Below are 17,992 nucleotides of genomic sequence, written 5' to 3' on the forward strand. Positions count from 1 at the left end.
GACGCCTCCGCCACCCATGCTTGGATCGATTCAAGAGGTCTTCGGTGAGCAGCTCGGATGCCCGGTGAGTGCCCGCGCGAAGAAAGTCGACGGGTACGGGCGCGCTCACGTGCCACTCGTGGCGCGCGGGGACGATGTCGCGGCCGTGGCCGGGCCGGACGCTTCCGGGTTCCCGCTCCAGGCGGCCACCTGGGCGGATATGACGATCAGCGGTCGTCTCTGTTACGAATGAACACACGCTAAGGGCTGCACAGCCAGAAGAAAAGAGCAGGGCGCGGCAACTTTGGTCGTGGTTTACAAAAGTTCGTCGTACCCAGCGGAAAGTTTCCGTCGATGAGCCGTCGGCCGAGTCGGGCATGTCACTGCCGGAGACTGTCGAGCTGGGCGCAGAAGCGGGGCGCGACAATTCCGGCGACGCGCCGCCTTCCCTGGCGGGAGCACAAGCGGGGCAGCTCGACAGTCTCCGTCCGGAACACTGTCTCGACACCGCGCCTCGGCAGCACCGGACGGGCCGGACCGGACCGCGCCCTCAGAAGTAGGTCCGCAGCACGTCCACGATGGTGTGGTCGTCGTCGACCACCGGCAGCGCCCGCCACTTGTCGAAGGCGGTGCACGGGTGCGAGATGCCGAAGCAGATTAGGTCACCCGGGGCCAGCTCGACGCCGGGCGGGACCGAGAGATAGCCGTGGTGGTCGTTGAGCCGGCCGACGGTCACCCCGGTGCCGGGACGCAGCTCGCCGGAACGGCGCCGGATCCACAGTGGCACCGGCAGGCCCTCGTCGTACGGGGCGTCCCGCTTGCCCATGCCGACGATCGCCAGCCCCGGCTCCGGAGTGGAGATGACCTGCGCCCAGAGCTCCAGAGCCGCGTCCAGGGCACCCTCGCCGGGGATTCGCCGGAACGGCGTGTGCTCGGCGTAGAAGCCGTGGTCGTGGGTGACGTAGGCACCGCTGCGCAGCACCACCCGCAGGTCGTGCCCGGTCAGCCAGGCACCGCCGAGTTCCTCGGCCACCAGGTCGAACCACGCGCTGCCACCGGCGCTGACCAGCACCTCCCGGCCGACCAGCCCTCGGCGGGCCAGCTCGGTCGCCGCCGACCGGAGCCGCCGAAGGTACGCCGACACGGCCGCGCCGTCCGGCAGCCCGCCCTCGTAACCGGCGACGCCGTCGAGGCGTACCCGGTGGGTCGCGGCGACCGCCTCGGCAACCTCGACCACCTGCTCGACGCTGCGGCAGCCGGCCCGCCCACCGGCGAAGCCGAGTTCGACCAGGACCCGTAACGGGGCACCGGCCGGCTGGTCGGCGAGCGCCGCGTCGATCGCCTCGACCCCGGCGACCGAGTCCACGAAGAAGGGTGCCTCGAAACCCCGCTCGACCTCGCGAGCCAGCCAGCGCAGCGGCACCGGATCGAGCAGCTCGTTGGCGAGCAGCACCCGGGGTGCCCCGAGGGCGCGGCAGGCGAGCACCTGGTTCGCGGTGGCCATGGTGATCGCCCAGGCACCGGCGGACAACTGGGCGTCGAGCAGCGACGGCGCCATGCTGGTCTTGCCGTGCGGGGCGAACGAGAAGCCGTGCCGGGCGCAGAACCCGGCCATCGTGGCGACGTTGTGCGCGACGGCGGAGCGCCGGACGGCCAGTACCGGCCACGTCACGGCGCCCCCGAACAGGGAGTGCCCGGCGGCGGCGAACGCCGCGTCCGGGACCGGCGTCTCGGGCTGCCAGAACCCCTTGGCGCGCCAGTCGAGCGCGGGCTCGTCGAGTTGGTGGCGCACCGACTCTCCCCGGACAGGTTCGGATGTGGCTCGCTGTTGACTGCCAGCCTGCCGCATGTGTTCCTTCCTCGTCAACGACTTGACGAGGGTGGCCGGCGGGGCCCAGGCTAACGACGCCACCGTTAACGGACTACTTTCGAACCTGGAGAGCCGGATGGTGATCGGTCTCGTCATCCACGCCAGCCACCGCACCGTCTTCGAGGACGCGGCCCGCACGCTGGCCGGGGTGACGCTGGAGTGGGTCGTCTACCAGCACGAGGATGCGGTCCGGGGACTCGTCGACGGCCTGCTCGCCCGGCAACGCGTCGACGGCCTGCTGCTCGGCCCGGTCCCGTACGCGAAGTGCCGTGACCTGCTCCCGGCGGACCTGCCGGTGGCGATCCTGCGCTCGGCCGGACTGGACCTGTCGCTGGCGCTGTTCAAGGCGCTGTCCCGGGGCTGGCGACCCACACCGGTGAGCATCGACACCTACGACACCCAGACCGTGGACGAGGTGGCCCGGGCACTGGAGCTGGACCGCTCGCAGATCAGTTGCCTGCCCTACGACCCGGAGCAGAGCGTGGCCGAGATCGTCGCGTTCCACCGGGCGGCGCTGGCCCGGACCGGCGCCGACTACGTGATCAGCCTGCGCACGGCGGTCGCGGCACAGCTCCAGGGCGGCACGCCGGTGCTCGGCGGCCTGCCCGGGCCGGCCACCCTGCGGGCCCAACTGCACGAGCTGGCCCTCCAGGTACAGTCCAAACAGGCCAGTGCGCTGCGCTTCGCCGCCGGCATCTTCCTGGTCGGCCGGGCCGGCCCGCAGCTCGACCTGGACCGGGCCCGGGTGGGGCTGATGAACCTGCTGCTCAACACGCCGGAGTTCGGCGACGCCTGGATCGAGAACCGGGGCCGGCGCGGGGTGGTGGTCTTCGCCCACCAGGCCCTCTTCGAGCAGGCGACCAACAGTTGGGTGTCGCTGCCCGCGCTCGGCCAGGCTCAGGAGACCCTCGGCATCCGGGTCGCCGCCGGGTTCGGGGTCGGTGTCTCGGCCCGGAGCTGCCTGCACCTGGCCGAGCGGGCGGTCGCCCGGGCCGAGCAGGAGGAGTCGCCGAGCGCGTACCTGGTCGAGGACGGTGGCGTCATCATCGGGCCGATGAGCCCGGCCGGGGCCGCGCTCGCCTTCACCTACCGGGAGCACGGCGTCGAACTCGAACGGCTGGCCGGCGAGGTGGGACTGAGCGCCGCGACGCTGTCCCGGCTCTCCGCCATCGAACGGGCCCTGGAGGGCCGGGCCATCTCCCCCAGCGACCTGGCCCAGCAGCTCGGCATCACCGATCCCAGCGGCCGCCGGCTGATCCGCAAGCTGAGCGAGTCGGGCCTGGTCGAGGTGGAGGGGAGCACGCAGGTGCACCGCAAGGGACGCCCGGCCCGACTCTACCGGCTCCGCATCGCCGGCGGAGCCGGGCCGGCGCCCGCCCCGGTGGAGGCGGCACCGTGACCGGACCCGCCGCCGAGTCCGGTCGGGAGGGCTGGGACCTGCTGTTCACCAGTGGGGACCTGCTCGATCCGGGTACCGGCCGGACGGGGCGGCACGACGTCGCCGTCCGGGACGGCCGGATCGCGGCTGTCGCACCGGTGCTGCCCCGGGAGCGGGCCGCCGAGCTGGTCGACCTGGCCGGCCGGCTGGTCACACCCGGCCTGGTCGACCTGCACACGCACGTACACGCCGGTGCGACGTACTGGGGAATCGACCCCGACCCCGTGGCCTGGCGGTCCGGCGTGACGACCTGGGTGGACGCGGGCTCGGCCGGGGCGTACGGGTTCGCCGCCTTCGCCGCCGCCTCGGCCCGGTACACCGTCCGGGTGCCCGCGCTGCTGAACATCTCCGCGGTGGGGCTGGTCGCCCCGGTCGGCGAGTCCCGGGAACTGGCCAACTGCGACGTCGACCTGGCGGTGGCGACCGTGCGGGCGCACCGGGACAGCATCGTCGGGATCAAGGTACGGATGGACCGGCACAACGTCGGTACGCACGGCCTGGCCCCGTTGCGCCGGGCGATCGAGGCGGCGCAGGCGTGCGGGCTGCCGGTGATGGTGCACATCGGCGCGGCGCCGCCGACGGTGGCACAGATGCTGCCGCTGCTGCGCCCAGGTGACCTGATCACGCACTGCGCCAGTGGAATCGCGGCCGGCCCGGACGGCTTCGACCCGGCGGCGAAGGAGGCGTACCAGGCGGGGGTGCGCTTCGACCTCGGCCACGGCTCCGGCGGCTTCGCCTTCGACGTGCTGGAGGCGCAGTTGGCGGCCGGCATGCCGCCGCACGCCGTCTCCACCGACCTGCACAGCCGGTCGCTGCACGGCCCGGTCTTCGACCTGCCGACCACGATGGCCAAGATGCTGGCGGTCGGGATGAGCCTGCCCCAGGTGGTGGCCGCGGCGACCGTCGGACCGGCCCGCGCGCTCGGCCTGCCGGGCGGGGTCGGCACGCTCGCAGTCGGCGCACCGGCCGACATCGCGGTCTTCACGATCGAGCCCGGCCGGTACGAGCTGGTCGACGTGCACGGGCAGCGCCGGTACGCACCGCTGCGGCTGGTCAACGAGCTGACCTACCGGGCGGGCCGACTGCTGCCACCCCGGCAGACCGAGCCGGTGCCGCCGTGGATCACGCTCACCGACCCGCAACGCGCCGCGCTGGCCCACCGGGACCGGGCGGTACGCCGACTTCTCACCCCACCCCTGGTGGGCCCGGACGGGCTCGCCGAACAGTTCCCCCGACACGGAGGTTGACCCATGCCCAAGCAGATCGTCGTGGCCGACCAGGCGGCACCGGCCGCCCGGCAGCACTCGCACGCGGTGCTCTACCTGGGCGACTGAGCCGCTCCGGGGGTTGCCGTCCGGCCTGGCCGGACGGCGGCTCCGGCCTGTCCTGATAGGGCCTCTGAGCAGGGAAATTGTTACTTGACGGGCGACTGGCGGAACCCCAGCCTGGATGACATCCATATCGACCTAATTACGAACCTAGCTCGTTATTCGAGGAGGAAGCCCGTGCGGAAACTCCTGGCACTTCCCGCGCTGCTCGCGCTGGCGCTCGGCGCCGGTGCCTGCGCGCCCGCCACCGACGCACCCGCCGAGAGCTCCGACAGCCGGACCGGCACCCTGCGGGTCTGGCTCTTCGACGAGGCCAACCGGGCCGCCAAGGAGGCGGTGGTCAACGAGGCGATCGCCGAGTTCACCGCCAGGAACCCCGACGTGTTGGTCGACGTCAGCTACCTGGCCACCGACACCCGGGCGGAGAAGTACAAGGGTGCGCTGAACGACCCGGCGAGCGCGCCGGACGTCACCGAGGTCGGCAACACCGACCTGGCCAACTTCGTCGCCTCGAACGGGATGGCCGACGTCACCGAGGAGAACCGGAAGTGGGCCGAGGCCGCCGACCTGCCGGCCGACCTGGTCCAGACGGTCACCGTGGCCGAGAAGGCGTACGGTGTGCCGTGGTGGATCGGCGTCCGGGCGCTCTACTACCGCACCGACGTCTTCACCGAACTCGGGCTCACGCCCCCGACCTCGTACGCCGAACTGGTCGCCGCCGCCAAGAAGATCCGGGCCGAGCGCAGGGACATGCTCGGGATCGCGGTCGGCGGTCTCTACACCTTCGGCGCCCTGCCGTTCGTCTGGGACGCCGGTGGCGACATCGCGACCAATTCGGGTGGGAAGTACACCGCGGCCATCGACTCGCCCGGGTCGAAGGCGGGGATCAAGGCGTACACCGACCTGTTCAGCCCCCAGATCTGCCCGGCGCAGCAGTGCGTCGACCTGACCGGCGGCGGCACCGTCGAGGCGTTCGCGGCCGGCCGGGCCGGGATGGGCATCCTGGGCAACTTCAACCGCTCGGCGGTGGAAGCGGGCGCGGTCAAGGGCAAGTACGCGGTGGTGCCGCTGCCCGGTGCCAAGCCCGGCTCGATCGCCCCCGCCTTCGCCGGCGGCAGCAGCCTCGGGGTGTTCCGCTCCACCACGCACCGCAGCCTGGCCGTCGAGTTCATGCAGTTGCTGGCGAGCAAGAAGTACACCCTGAAGCTCTACGACGCGATGGGCTTCGTGCCGGCGATGAGGTCCGGCCGGGCGGAGGTGATCGCCAAGGAGCCGTTCCTGAAGCCGTTCGTCGAGACGATGGAGGCGGGGACGAGGTTCGTCCCGGTCGACAAGGCGTGGACCACCATCGACGCCGAGAAGATCCTGCCGAACATGCTGCAGAAGGTGATCACCGGTAAGGCGACCGTCGACGCCGCGGCCGCCGAGGCGAACACCCAGATCACCGCGGCGCTCGGGAAGTAGCCGGGTGCCGTCGTCCGCAACGATCCGCCGGCAGCAGCGGCTGATGCCCGGGTTGCTGCTGCTGCCGGCGCTCGCCGTGCTGGTGCCGATGTTCGGGTACCCGCTCTACCAGCTCGGCCTGCTCTCCCTCTTCGACTACGGGCAGCCACAGGTCTCCGGCGGCGAGCCGGCCCGGTTCGTGGGGGCGGGCAACTTCGGTACCCTCTTCGCCGATCCGGTGTTCTGGACCGTGCTCGGCCAGACGGTGGTCTTCGCCGCCGGGTGCGTGCTGGTGACCCTCGCCGTCGGTGCCACGCTGGCGGTGCTGATGACCCGGATCGGCAAGCTGGCCCGGACCCTGCTGTCGTACGCGGCGCTGACCGCCTGGGCGGCACCGGCGATGACCGGCTCGGTGGTCTGGATGTTCCTCTTCGACAGCAACCTCGGCCTGGTCAACGAGGTGCTGGGGCTGGACGGCCACAACTGGCTCTACGACCGGACCGTGGCCTTCGCCCTGGTCGGTGCGGTGGTGGTCTGGCACTCCTTCCCGTTCGTGATGATCACCCTGTACGCGGGCATCCAGGCCGTCCCGCCGTCCGTGCTGGAGGCGGCGGCACTGGACGGTGCGGGCGCGGCCACTGCGTTCCGCCGGATCACGGTGCCGATGCTGCGACCGCTGATCGCGATCGTGGTGATCCAGTCGATCATCTGGGACTTCAAGGTCTTCACCCAGATCTACGTGATGACCCGGGGCGGCGGCATCGCCGGCCAGAACATGGTGCTCAACGTGTACGCGTACCAGAAGGCGTTCGCCTCGTCGCAGTACGGGCTGGGCTCGGCGATCGGCATCGTGATGACGCTGATCCTGCTGGTGGTCACCCTGCTCTACCTGCGGGCACTGCGCCGCACCGGGGAGGTACTCTAATGCGTCGTCGCGTTGCCGACTCGGTGGCGATCCTGGTCGCGCTGGTCACGGTCTTCCCGATCTACTGGATGGTGCTGTCGGCGCTGAAGCCGACCGGCGAGATCCTCTCCGCCGACCCGCGCCCGTGGACGCTGCATCCGACCCTGGACCACTTCCGCTCCGCGCTCGGGGTGAGCGGCTTCGGCCGGTACTTCCTGAACAGCCTGGTCGTCGCGCTGGCCGTGGTGGCGCTGAGCGCGCTGGTCGCGTTCCTGGCCGCGGTGGCGCTGACCCGCTACCGGTTCCGGACCCGCAGCACCATCCTGGTGCTCTTCCTGATCGCCCAGATGGTGCCGGTCGAGGCGCTGAGCATCCCGCTCTTCTTCCAGATCCGCGACCTGGGCCGGACGGTGCCGGGCGTCGGGCTGAACACCCTCGGCTCGCTGGTGCTGGTGCAGTTGGCGTTCAGCCTGCCGTTCGCGATCTGGATGCTGCGCGGCTTCGTCGCGGCGGTACCGCCGGAGGTGGAGGAGGCGGCCACCATGGACGGCGCCTCCCGGTTCACCATCCTGTGCCGGATCCTGTTTCCGCTGATCGCACCCGGCCTCGCCGCGACAAGCGTCTTCTCCTTCATCACCGCCTGGAACGATTTCCTCTTCGCCAAGACCTTCATCATCAGCGCCACCGAGAACCAGACCCTGCCGGCCGCGCTGCTGGTCTTCTTCAAGCCGGACGAGAACGACTGGGGCGGCATCATGGCCGCCTCCACCCTGATGACCGTCCCGGTACTGGTCTTCTTCGTCTTCGTCCGGCGCCGGCTGGTCTCCGGGCTCGGTGGGGCGGTGAAGGACTGATGCCGCTGCCCCGTCCGGCCCACACCGTCGAGGGGTCAGGGTCGTTCGAACTCGGTCCGGCGACGACCCTCGGCGCGGAGTCCAGCTGTGCCGGGGTGGCCCGGCTGCTCCGGGAGACCCTGTCCCGTTCCACCGGCCTGCCCCTGCCGGCCCCCTCCCCCGGCGACGGGGCTCGCTCCGGGGGTGGCGCCGTCGCCGGGGGAGGCAGCATCGCGCTCGCCGTCGATCCGGCACTGGCCGCCGAGGGCTACCACCTGCGGGTACGCCCCGACGGCGTCACCATCACCGGCGGCGCCCCGGCCGGCGTCTTCTACGGCACGCAGACCCTGCTCCAGTTGCTGCCGCCGGGCGTGCACCGCCGGGCCCGGGTCTCGGCCGACCCGTGGCGGGTGCCGGCGGTGGAGATCTCCGACGCACCCCGGTTCGGCTGGCGCGGCTGCATGCTCGACGTGGCCCGGCACTTCATGCCGGTGGCCGGGGTACTGCGCCTCGTCGACCTGCTTGCCGCGCACAAGCTGAACGTGCTGCATCTGCACCTCACCGACGACCAGGGCTGGCGGGTACAGATCCGGCGCTACCCCCGGCTGACCGAGGTGGGCGCCTGGCGGCCCGAGTCGATGGTCGGCTCCCGCCAGCACGAGCGCTTCGACGGCCGGCCGCACGGCGGCTACTACCGCCAGGACGATCTCCGGGAGATCGTCGGGTACGCGGCGGAGCGCTTCGTCACCGTCGTACCCGAGATCGACCTGCCCGGGCACACCCAGGCGGCGATCGCCGCGTACCCGGAACTCGGCAACGATCCCGGCGAGCTGGTGGCGGTCTCGACCCGGTGGGGGATCTCCCGACGGGTACTGAACGTCTCCGACCAGACCCTCGACTTCGTCCGGCACGTACTGGACGAGGTGATGGAGCTGTTTCCGGGCCGGCACATCGGGATCGGCGGCGACGAGTGCGACAAGTCCGAGTGGCGGGTCAGCCCGGCCGCCCAGCGGCGCCGGACCGAGCTGGGGCTGCGCGACGAGGACGAGTTGCAGAGCTGGTTCGTCCGGCAGCTCCAGCGGCATCTGGCGGCGAACGGGCGGGTGCTGTTCGGCTGGGACGAGGTGCTGGAGGGCGGGCTGCCCGGCGAGGCGACGGTCGCGGCCTGGCGCGGGCCGGCGCTGGCGGTCGCGGCTGCCCGGGCCGGCCACGACGTGGTCTCCTGCTGGGACACCTCCGCCTACCTGGACTACCGGCAGTCGGACCGGCCGGACGAGCCGGTCCCGGTCGGCACCGTGCTCACCGTCGCGGACGTCCGGGCCTTCGAGCCGGTACCCGCCGAGTTGCCGGCGCAACTGCGGCACCGGATCGTCGGCGCGCAGTGCAACCTCTGGACCGAGCACGCCGACAACCCGCGTGCCGTCGACTACCTGGCTTTTCCCAGGCTATCCGCGTTCGCCGAGGCCGTCTGGTCGGCACCAGACACAATGGACGGCTTCGACGACCGGCTGCGCGAACACCTGGACCGGCTGGACGCGCTGGGCGTGGAATACCGGCCACCGGGCGGGCCGCTGCCCTGGCAGCGCCGGCCGGACGCGGCGGGCTGGCCGCGCCAGCGGGCCGACCGGGACGCCGAACTGGCCGGACTCGCCGGCAACGTGCTGCGGCAGCGCACAGCGGCCGAGGCCGGTTCGGATCCTGCGCAGAGCCCGCTCGATTCCGGCCATCCGGCGGCCCCGTCGAGTTCATGATCCGGTCGAGACCGCGTCCGTCCTATCTGGAACAATGCTGGCCGGATCCGGCGCCGTGCCGGACCGATCATCCATTGGGAGCATTCGTGCCGGTTACCGCCAACCTCGCCAAGCTGGTCGACAAGGAGTACCAGGACAAGAGCGTGGCCGAACTCGTCGACGCCCCGGTCGCCGCGCTCGCCGGAGTCAGCGAGCGGGCCGCGACGCACCTCAAGGAGGCGCTGGGCATCAAGACCATCGGTGACCTCGGCCGCAGCCAGTACTTCCGTACCGCCAGCGCGCTGGTCGCGCTCGCCGACGACAAGTGAACCTTTTCAACCTCGCCGTGCGGTGCGGTGGACCGCAAGGTCAGACGCGGTGCGCGAGCGCCGCGCGGTTCAGGTTGCAAAGGTTCAGTAGTCGGGTGACCCGCCGCGCCGCCGAGGCGTAGGCGGGCGTCGGGGCGCGGGCCTACCCGCCTGCGCCCCGACACCGCGGCACGCTACCCCTGGCCGGCGTACGACCGGAGTGTGACGTACTTGTCCGGCAGGCCGTACCCGCCGACCAGCAACCGGAAGTTCCCGAAGTACGAGCCGTCGATCCGCCACACCTGCTCGTGGTCGGCGAGCTGCCGGACCAGCCGTCGCTGCCGCTCGTCGAGGGCGTCGAACGGAACGTCGCCGGTCAGCGGCCCACCCGGAAAGGCGAGTTTCAGCGCCTCACCGACCACGTGCAGCGCCTCGACGCCGGAGACGGCCGGAATCCGGCGCAGCAGCGCGTCGAACGTCTCGACCATCCGGCCGGCACCGAGCTGGGCGAGCGCCTGCCCGGCGTACCCGGCCAGGTCGCCGTCGAGGAACGGCACCCGGTCGTCGCTCGGGCTCTCGCCGCCGGCCCAGCCGAGCAGCTCGGCGGCGACCGCGCGATCCGCCCCTGGCCCGTGCGCCCGGGCCAGGCCGGTCGCGGCGCCCCACCGGACCAGCGGACGCCGGTCGTCGAGCAGGGCGGGGTCCGGCACCCCGCCGAGCAGCCCGATCGCCACCAGCGCGGTCGCGGCGAGCACGGTGTGATCCGGGCCGTCCGCGGCCGTCGCCCCGGCCCCCAGCGCCTCGGTGACCGCGCCGGCCAGCACCGGCAGGCTGCCCTCGGCCTCCTCGGGAAACCAGGACAGCGTGTACCCGGCCATCACCCGCAAATCCAGGTCGTGCTCGGCGGCCAGCAGGGTACGCAGCAGCGGCACCCCGGCCCGGACCGCGTCGTACGCGGCGACCAGCACGTGGGCGTACAGCCGATCCTGGTCGTCCTCGGAGAGTGACTCAAGGTACTCGGAGTCGCCGTCGTCCTCGTCGAAGTCGTCGTCGCCCGGGTGCGGGGCGGCGGCGAGCAGTTCCGCCCCACCGGCCGCCTGCTGCCGGTGCTCGGCGATCGGCAGCCCGTCGGGCAGCCACATCTCGTCGTAGCCGACGGCGATGGCGGCCAGCAGGCCGACCAGCTCCTCCCGTTCGGCGGTGGCCGGATCGGCCAGCAGCTCCAGCAGGAACGGCACCGCGTACGCCGTCGCCTCGTACCGGCTGCCCTGGTGGAAGATGTTGCCGTAGAGCTGCCAGCGGGCCTTCTCCCGGATCGCGGCGTCCGGCGAGCGCAGCGCGCGGATCTGCTCGGGCACGTCCTCGGCGGAGCCGTAGGCGTGCCCGAGCCGTTCCCAGTCAATGTCGTCGAGTCGTTCCAGCACCCGGCCATGATGTCAGCCGGACCGGCCGGCGGATGCCCTACCGGACGGGCGCCGTGGATGTCACCAGGTGCCGGGCGTAGGCCTCGGTGGTGAAGAAGGCCGGCAGTTCCTCGCCGAGCGCGGTCTGCACGAAGATCTCCGCCGCCCGGGTCAGCCGGTCCCGTTCGGTGACCGACCGTTCCGCGTTCAGCCTCGTCACCTCCTCGACCAGGATGGACCGGACCAGTTCCTCGGTGACCCGGCCGCCCTCGGCCAGCGGCGTCGCGTGGTGCAGCCACTGCCACACCTGGCAGCGGGCGATCTCGGCGGTGGCCGCGTCCTCCATCAGGTCGAAGATGGCCGCCGCGCCGGTGCCGCCCAGCCAGGCGTCGAAGTAGCGCAGCGCCACCGCCACGTTGCCGCGCAGCCCCGCGCCGGTGACCCGGCCCGGGGTACGGTCCACCGACAGCAGGTCGTCCGCGCCGACCGTGACCTCGGGGCGGCGCCGGTCGAGCTGGTGCGGGCGCTCGCCGAGGACGGCGTCGAAGGCGTCCCGGCAGACCGGCACCAGCCCGGGGTGGGCCACCCAGGAACCGTCGAACCCGTCCGCGGCCTCGCGCTCCTTGTCCGCCCGGACCTTGCCGAGGGCGGCCCTGTTGACCTCCGGATCGCGGCTCGGGATGAAGGCGGCCATCCCGCCGATCGCGTGCGCACCGCGCCGGTGACAGGTCCGGACCAGCAATTCCGTGTACGCCCGCATGAACGGCACCGTCATCGTCACGTCGCCCCGGTCGGGCAGCACGAAGTCGTCCCGCCAGCCGAAGTTCTTGACGATGCTGAAGATGTAGTCCCAGCGTCCGGCGTTCAGCGCGGCGCAGTGCTCGCGGAGTTCGTAGAGGATCTCGTCCATCTCGAACGCGGCGGTGATGGTCTCGATCAGCACGGTGGCCCGGACGGTCCCCTGCGGGATGCCGAGATAGTTCTGGGCGAACCGGAAGACCTCGTTCCACAGCCGCGCCTCGCGGTGGCTCTCCAGCTTCGGCAGGTAGAAGTACGGGCCGCTGCCGGCGTCGAGCTGCCGCTGCGCGCAGTGGAAGAAGTAGAGCCCGAAGTCGACCAGGGTGGCCGAGATCGCCCGCCCGTCGACCACGACGTGCTTCTCCACCAGGTGCCAGCCGCGCGGCCGGACCACGATGGTGGCGAGGTCGTCGCCGAGGGCGTACCGCTTGCCGCCCGGCGCGGTGAAGTCGATCCGCCGGTCGATCGCGTCGACCAGGTTGAGCTGCCCGCCGATCACGTTGTCCCAGGTCGGCGCGAGCGCGTCCTCGAAGTCGGCCAACCACACCTGCGCACCGGAGTTCAGCGCGTTGACCGTCATCTTCCGGTCGGTCGGGCCGGTGATCTCGACCCGCCGGTCGTGCAGGCCCGGTGCCGACGGCGCCACCCGCCAGCTCGGGTCGGCCCGGATCGCCTCGGTCTCGGGCAGGAAGCCGGGGAGCTGGCCGTCGGCGTAGCGGGCGCGGCGGGCCCGCCGGGTGTCCAGCAGGGCCACCCGGCGGGCCGCGAACTCGCTGTCGAGCGCGACCAGGAAGTCCAGCGCCTTGGGGCTGAGGATCTCGTCGTACCGCTCGCGCAGCGGTCCGGTGAGCTGAGTTCTCATGACGGCACTCCGCTCCGCTCCGTGCCCTCATGAGGCACCTCGACACTGAGCCGGCTGATTCGCTCGCTACGCACGCTCATGCGAACTGCTCCTCCTCGGTCGAACCGCGCAGTGCGGTGGTCTCGGCGGCCGGGTTCAGCACCGTGCTGACCAGGTCGAAGTAGCCGGTGCCGACCTCACGCTGGTGCTTGACCGCCGTGTAGCCGTACGCCTCGGCGGCGAACTCCCGCTCCTGCAACGACACGTACGCCGGCATGCCGTCGACGGCGTAGCCCCGGGCCAGGTCGAACATCGAGTAGTTCAGCGCGTGGAAGCCGGCCAGGGTGATGAACTGGAAGCGGTAGCCCTGGTGCCCCAGTTCGCGCTGGAACTTGGCGATGGTGGCGTCGTCGAGGTGCTTGCGCCAGTTGAACGACGGCGAGCAGTTGTACGCCAGCAGCTGGTCCGGGTACACCGCCTTGATCTCCTCGGCGAACCGGCGGGCCAGTTCCAGGTCCGGGGTGCTGGTCTCCATCCAGAGCAGGTCGGCGTAGGGGGCGTAGGCGAGTCCCCGGGCCACGCAGGCGTCGAACCCGTTGCGCACCCGGTAGAAGCCCTCGGCGGTCCGCTCGCCGGTGACGAACGGCCGGTCCCGCTCGTCGACGTCGGTGGTGAGCAGCGTCGCCGCCTGCGCGTCGGTACGCGCGATGATCACCGAGGGGACGCCGGCCACGTCGGCGGCGAGCCGGGCGGCGTTGAGGGTCCGGACGTGCTGCCCGGTCGGCACCAGCACCTTGCCGCCGAGGTGCCCGCACTTCTTCTCCGAGGCGAGCTGGTCCTCCCAGTGCACCCCGGCCGCGCCGGCCACGATCATCGCGGTCATCAGCTCGTACGCGTTCAGCGGCCCGCCGAACCCGGCCTCGGCGTCGGCGACGATCGGGGCGAGCCAGTCGATCCCGGCGTCGTCGGCCCCGCTGCGGCGGCCCTCCGCCGTCTCGATCTGGCCGGCGCGCAGCAGCGCGTTGTTGACCCGGCGCACCACCGCCGGCACGGAGTTGGCCGGATAGAGGCTCTGGTCCGGATAGGTGTGTCCGGCGAGGTTGGCGTCGGCGGCGACCTGCCAGCCGGAGAGGTAGATCGACTTGAGCCCGGCCCGGACCATCTGCACCGCCTGGTTGCCGGTGAGCGCACCGAGCGCCGGGACGTAGTCCTCCTGGTGCAGCAGGTCCCACAGCCGCCGGGCGCCCCGGTCGGCGAGGGTGTGCTGCTCCTGCACCACGCCGCGCAGCCGGACGACCTCCTCCGGCTGATAGACCCGCTCGACGCCCCGCCAACGCGGGTCGGTGGCCCATTCGGTACGCAACCGCTCTGCCGGCGTGCTCATGCAAGTCTCCTCCGAAGTTCAGTGAACCCTTTTCAACCTCCCCTTGCGGTCCGTCGGAGCGCGAGGTCGGATGCGGTGTGTGAGCGCCGCGCGGTTCAGGTTGAAAAAGGTTCGGTCGACAACTCGCGGTCAATCAGGACTTGTCGAAACTGTGGCACGGTCTCCGTCAACGGGTCGAGACACGGAAACAGCCAACTATTGAAAAGTCTCGACCGTATTCTGCGAAGTTGCGAATGAGCTGCTTTACAGATGTGTTAATGTGACTGGATCCGGGCGGAGGGAGGCGCCGTGGCCAAGACGTTCGCAGGTGCGCGGCTCCGCCGGCTGCGCGGGGAGCACGGCATCAGCCAGATCGAGCTGGCCCGGCAGCTCGCCATCTCGCCCAGCTACCTCAACCAGATCGAGCACGACTCCCGCCCGCTGACCGTCCCGGTGCTGATCCGGATCACCGAGGTCTTCGGCGTCGACACCGCATACTTCGCACCGCACGACACGCCCCGGCTGGTCGCCGAACTGCGCGAGGCGCTGCCGACCCGGGCCAGCCTGCCCGACCTCACGGAACTCGCCGGCAAGCTGCCCGAGGTGGCCGAGGCGGTGATCGACCTCTACCGACGCTACCGGCAGGTCGACGACCAGCTCGCCGAGGTGGTCGGCGACCGGGGGATGGTGCCGGGTCGCAGCCCGCACGACCAGGTCAGCGACTTCTTCTACCGCCGGCAGAACTACGTCCCGGAGCTGGACGAGGCGGCCGAGGCACTGGCCGCGCAGATCGGGATCCGCCGGGGCGAGACCCGGGCCGCGCTCAGCGACCGGCTCGCCGGCCGGCACGGCATCCGGATAGTCCGACAGGATCCCGACTCGCTCGCCGGCGACCTGCACCGCTACCGGCCGGAGACCCGCACCCTGCACCTGTCGACCTCACTGCGCTCGGGCCAACGGGCGATCCGGATGGGCGCCCAGATCGCACTGTTGGAATTCGCCGACGTCATCGACGAAATCATCGAGGAGGAAAACCTCGGCGATTTGCAGACCCAGATCCTCATGCGGGTCGGATTGGCGAACTATTTCGCCGCCGCACTGATTCTGCCGTACCGGGAATTCCTCACCGCGGCCGAGACGATGCGATACGACATCGAACTACTGACCGACCACTTCGCGATGGGCTGGGAGAGCGTCTGCCACCGGCTGAGCACCCTGCAACGACCGAGGGCGCGCGGGGTGCCGTTCTCGTTCGTCCGGGTGGACCGGGCCGGCAACATGTCCAAGCGCCAGTCGGCGACCGGCTTCCCGTTCTCCCGCTCCGGCGGAACATGTCCACTTTGGAACGTCTACGAGGCGTTCGGCGCTCCCGGCCGGGTGATGACCCAGGTGGCGGCGATGCCGGACGGCCAGCGCTACCTGTGGATCGCCCGCACCGTGACCCGGCACCACGGCGGGTACGGCCAGCCCGGCAAGACGTTCGCGATCGGGCTGGGCTGCGAGACCCGGCACGCCGGCCGGCTCGTCTACTCCGCCGGGATGGATCTGCACGCGACCGAGGCGGCCACCCCGATCGGGCCGGGTTGCAGGACCTGCGAGCGGATGACCTGCCCGCAGCGGGCCGCCCAGCCGATCGGCCGGCAACTCGACCTCGACGAGAACCGGAGCACCTTCATCCCGTACCCGCTGCGCGAGCGAGACAGGTAGTCCACAGGGGACGCTCAGCGAACACCGAGAAACTGCTTACCGTGACTGGCTAATTGCCTCAGCGTGACGGTCCGGCTCGGCTTCGGTCGCATGCTCGACACTAGGTGGACGACCCTGGCGGTGCTGCGGACTCTTGGCCCTAAGTCGACTGAGACCGGCATGGTGCACCGGGCCGGGTCGGCTGGTCCGCGCCGATCGCGGACGTTCACGGGGGTCAGGCAGCGCGGACGCACGTTGCGTCGCCGTGCGTACGCGCCTGTCGTGCACATCCCTCCCCCGTCAGTCGAACCGGGTCCGGGTGCCGGTCACCACGAGGGAGGAACGACGAATGAAACGGCACATGCGGGAGGACTATCTCGTCGAGGGCGAGGGCCTGCTCTGCTTCGACGACAGGCACGAACCGACCACCCGCCGCCCGTCGACAACCGCCGAGCTGCGCAAGTTCCGGTTCTCCCGGCTCGGTCCGGAGGGTCGGGAGCTATCCGAGCCGACCCGCACCGCCGTCGCCGAGGCGATGGTGGCCGGTGCGAACGCCGATTCGGCGGACCCGGCTGTTCCGGCCGGGTACACGTACCTCGGCCAGTTCGTGGACCACGACCTGACCATGGACAACACCGCCGCAGCCCTGGGCGAGGACGTCTCCGTCGACGAGTTGCTCCAGGGCCGCTCCCCGGCGCTCGACCTCGACTCGCTCTACGGCCGGGGGCCCGGGGACAAGCACGACCGGGTCTTCTACTCGGCTGACGGCGTACACCTGAAGACCGGCACCACCGCAGCGGTGGCCGGCGACGACCCCGTGGTCAACCAGGACCGGGACGGCTTCGACCTGCCGCGGTCCGGGCTGGGGTCGAGCAAGCGGGAGCGGCGGGCGGCGCTGATCCCGGACGCCCGCAACGACGAGAACCTGGTGGTCGCCCAGACCCACCTGGCGTTCATCCGGTTCCACAACCGGGTGGTCGACCAGTTGGCCGAGGGCGGGCTCTCCGGACCGGCGCTGTTCCGGGCGGCCCGCTCGGTGGTGGTGAAGCACTACCAGTGGCTGCTGGCGACCGACTTCCTGCCCCGGATCGTCGCGCCGGAGGTGGTCGACGAGGTGTTCAGCCGGGGCCGCCGGTTCTTCGAGGTCTCCGCCGGCTACGGCTCGGGGCGGCGGGACCGGGCCGTGCAGCCGGGCGACCGGCCGACCATGCCGATCGAGTTCTCCGTCGCGGCCTACCGGTTGGGACACAGCATGATCCGGGCCGTGTACGACTGGAACCGCGTCTTCAACACCTCGGGCCTCCCCGGCGTGCTGGCGCCCGGCACCCTGGAGCTGCTGTTCCAGTTCTCCGGCACCAGCGGGATCCTCTCACCGGACGGCACCGTCGCCGATCCCGAGTCCGGGTCGTTCGAGCGACTGCCCACCAACTGGATCGCCGACTTCCGCCGCCTGTACGACTTCACCGAGGCCGGCCGGGACGACCTGGTCGCGGTCGTCAAGCGGGACGAGACCGATCCGGGGCAGCGGCAGCTCAACCTGACCCAGCGGATCGACACCCGGATGGTGGACCCGCTGCGCAACCTGCCGCTCGGATCGTTCGGCGGCCAGGAGGCGCCGCCGGCGATCGAGCTGAACCTGGCCTTCCGCAACCTCACCCGGGCCGTGATGGTGCGGTTGGCCAGCGGTCAACAGATGGCCCAGCTCTTCGACCTGGTGCCGCTCAAGGCCGACGAGATCCTGGGCGGCCTGGACGGCGCCGTGCTGGACGGGCTGACCGACGAGCAGAAGACCGAGCTGACCACCAACACGCCGCTGTGGTTCTACATCCTGCGCGAGGCGGAGTTCAACGGCGGCCGGCTCGACGGTGTCGGCGCGCGGATCGTCACCGAGGTGTTCCACCGGGCCATCGAGGGTAGCCGGATCTCGATCCTGCGTGACCCGACCTGGCGGCCCACCCTCGGGCCGGACGACGAGACGTTCCGGATGGTCGACCTGCTGCTGTACGCCTTCGAGGGCAGGGCGGAACTGCTCAACCCGGTCGGCTGAACCGAGCCGTACCGGTTTCAC

General features: G+C 71.3%; 13 protein-coding genes. 9 read left to right on the top strand and 4 right to left on the bottom strand.

Going from position 1 to position 17,992, the window contains the following annotated elements; genetic code table 11:
- Positions 1-529: 529 nt before the first annotated feature.
- Positions 530-1,771, bottom strand: a complete 1,242-nt coding sequence (locus R6Y94_RS22380; RefSeq protein WP_318397850.1) for an alanine racemase — start codon at positions 1,769-1,771, stop codon at positions 530-532.
- A 154-nt stretch (positions 1,772-1,925) separates the two neighbouring features.
- Here R6Y94_RS22380 and R6Y94_RS22385 point away from each other — a divergent pair, with 154 nt between their 5' ends.
- From R6Y94_RS22385 to R6Y94_RS22415, 7 genes are all read left to right on the top strand, one after another.
- Positions 1,926-3,248, top strand: a complete 1,323-nt coding sequence (locus R6Y94_RS22385) for a MarR family transcriptional regulator (RefSeq protein WP_318397851.1) — start codon at positions 1,926-1,928, stop codon at positions 3,246-3,248.
- Positions 3,245-4,534 (top strand): amidohydrolase/deacetylase family metallohydrolase, encoded by a 1,290-nt coding sequence (locus R6Y94_RS22390; protein ID WP_318397852.1) that lies wholly within the window; start codon positions 3,245-3,247, stop codon positions 4,532-4,534. The genes R6Y94_RS22385 and R6Y94_RS22390 overlap by 4 nt, the downstream gene beginning before the upstream one ends.
- Positions 4,535-4,792: 258 nt before the next feature.
- Complete coding sequence (locus R6Y94_RS22395; RefSeq protein ID WP_318397853.1) at positions 4,793-6,079, top strand: extracellular solute-binding protein; 1,287 nt, start codon at positions 4,793-4,795, stop codon at positions 6,077-6,079.
- Between the two features lie 4 nt (positions 6,080-6,083).
- Positions 6,084-6,983 carry a sugar ABC transporter permease gene (locus R6Y94_RS22400; protein WP_318397854.1) on the top strand — a complete coding sequence of 300 codons (900 nt, stop codon included), beginning with the start codon at positions 6,084-6,086 and terminating at the stop codon, positions 6,981-6,983.
- Positions 6,983-7,816 carry a carbohydrate ABC transporter permease gene (locus R6Y94_RS22405; RefSeq protein WP_318397855.1) on the top strand — a complete coding sequence of 278 codons (834 nt, stop codon included), beginning with the start codon at positions 6,983-6,985 and terminating at the stop codon, positions 7,814-7,816. The genes R6Y94_RS22400 and R6Y94_RS22405 overlap by 1 nt, the downstream gene beginning before the upstream one ends.
- Positions 7,816-9,546 carry a beta-N-acetylhexosaminidase gene (locus R6Y94_RS22410; RefSeq protein WP_318397856.1) on the top strand — a complete coding sequence of 577 codons (1,731 nt, stop codon included), beginning with the start codon at positions 7,816-7,818 and terminating at the stop codon, positions 9,544-9,546. The genes R6Y94_RS22405 and R6Y94_RS22410 overlap by 1 nt, the downstream gene beginning before the upstream one ends.
- Before the next feature lie 86 nt (positions 9,547-9,632).
- The gene (locus R6Y94_RS22415) at positions 9,633-9,854 is read left to right on the top strand and encodes a hypothetical protein (RefSeq protein ID WP_318397857.1); all 222 of its coding nucleotides are present in this window, start codon (positions 9,633-9,635) and stop codon (positions 9,852-9,854) included.
- Positions 9,855-10,027: 173 nt separating this feature from the next.
- Here R6Y94_RS22415 and R6Y94_RS22420 read toward each other — a convergent pair whose 3' ends face one another.
- From R6Y94_RS22420 to aceA, 3 genes are all read right to left on the bottom strand, one after another.
- A complete protein-coding gene (locus tag R6Y94_RS22420) occupies positions 10,028-11,257 on the bottom strand; it encodes a hypothetical protein (RefSeq protein ID WP_318397858.1) in 1,230 nt (409 codons plus the stop codon).
- A gap of 37 nt (positions 11,258-11,294) precedes the next feature.
- Complete coding sequence (aceB, locus tag R6Y94_RS22425; RefSeq protein WP_318397859.1) at positions 11,295-12,896, bottom strand: malate synthase A; 1,602 nt, start codon at positions 12,894-12,896, stop codon at positions 11,295-11,297.
- A 76-nt stretch (positions 12,897-12,972) separates the two neighbouring features.
- Positions 12,973-14,259 (bottom strand): isocitrate lyase, encoded by a 1,287-nt coding sequence (gene aceA / locus R6Y94_RS22430; protein ID WP_318397860.1) that lies wholly within the window; start codon positions 14,257-14,259, stop codon positions 12,973-12,975.
- 288 nt (positions 14,260-14,547) lie between these two features.
- Between aceA and R6Y94_RS22435 the strand changes: the two genes are divergently transcribed.
- A complete protein-coding gene (locus R6Y94_RS22435) occupies positions 14,548-15,945 on the top strand; it encodes a short-chain fatty acyl-CoA regulator family protein (protein ID WP_318397861.1) in 1,398 nt (465 codons plus the stop codon).
- A 328-nt stretch (positions 15,946-16,273) separates the two neighbouring features.
- Positions 16,274-17,971: a heme peroxidase family protein gene (locus tag R6Y94_RS22440; RefSeq protein WP_318397862.1), complete on the top strand. Its 1,698-nt coding sequence runs from the start codon at positions 16,274-16,276 to the stop codon at positions 17,969-17,971.
- Positions 17,972-17,992 lie beyond the last annotated feature (21 nt).

The sequence above is a fragment of the Plantactinospora sp. KLBMP9567 genome, from assembly GCF_033446045.1.
In the GTDB taxonomy this organism is placed as follows: Bacteria; Actinomycetota; Actinomycetes; order Mycobacteriales; family Micromonosporaceae; genus Plantactinospora.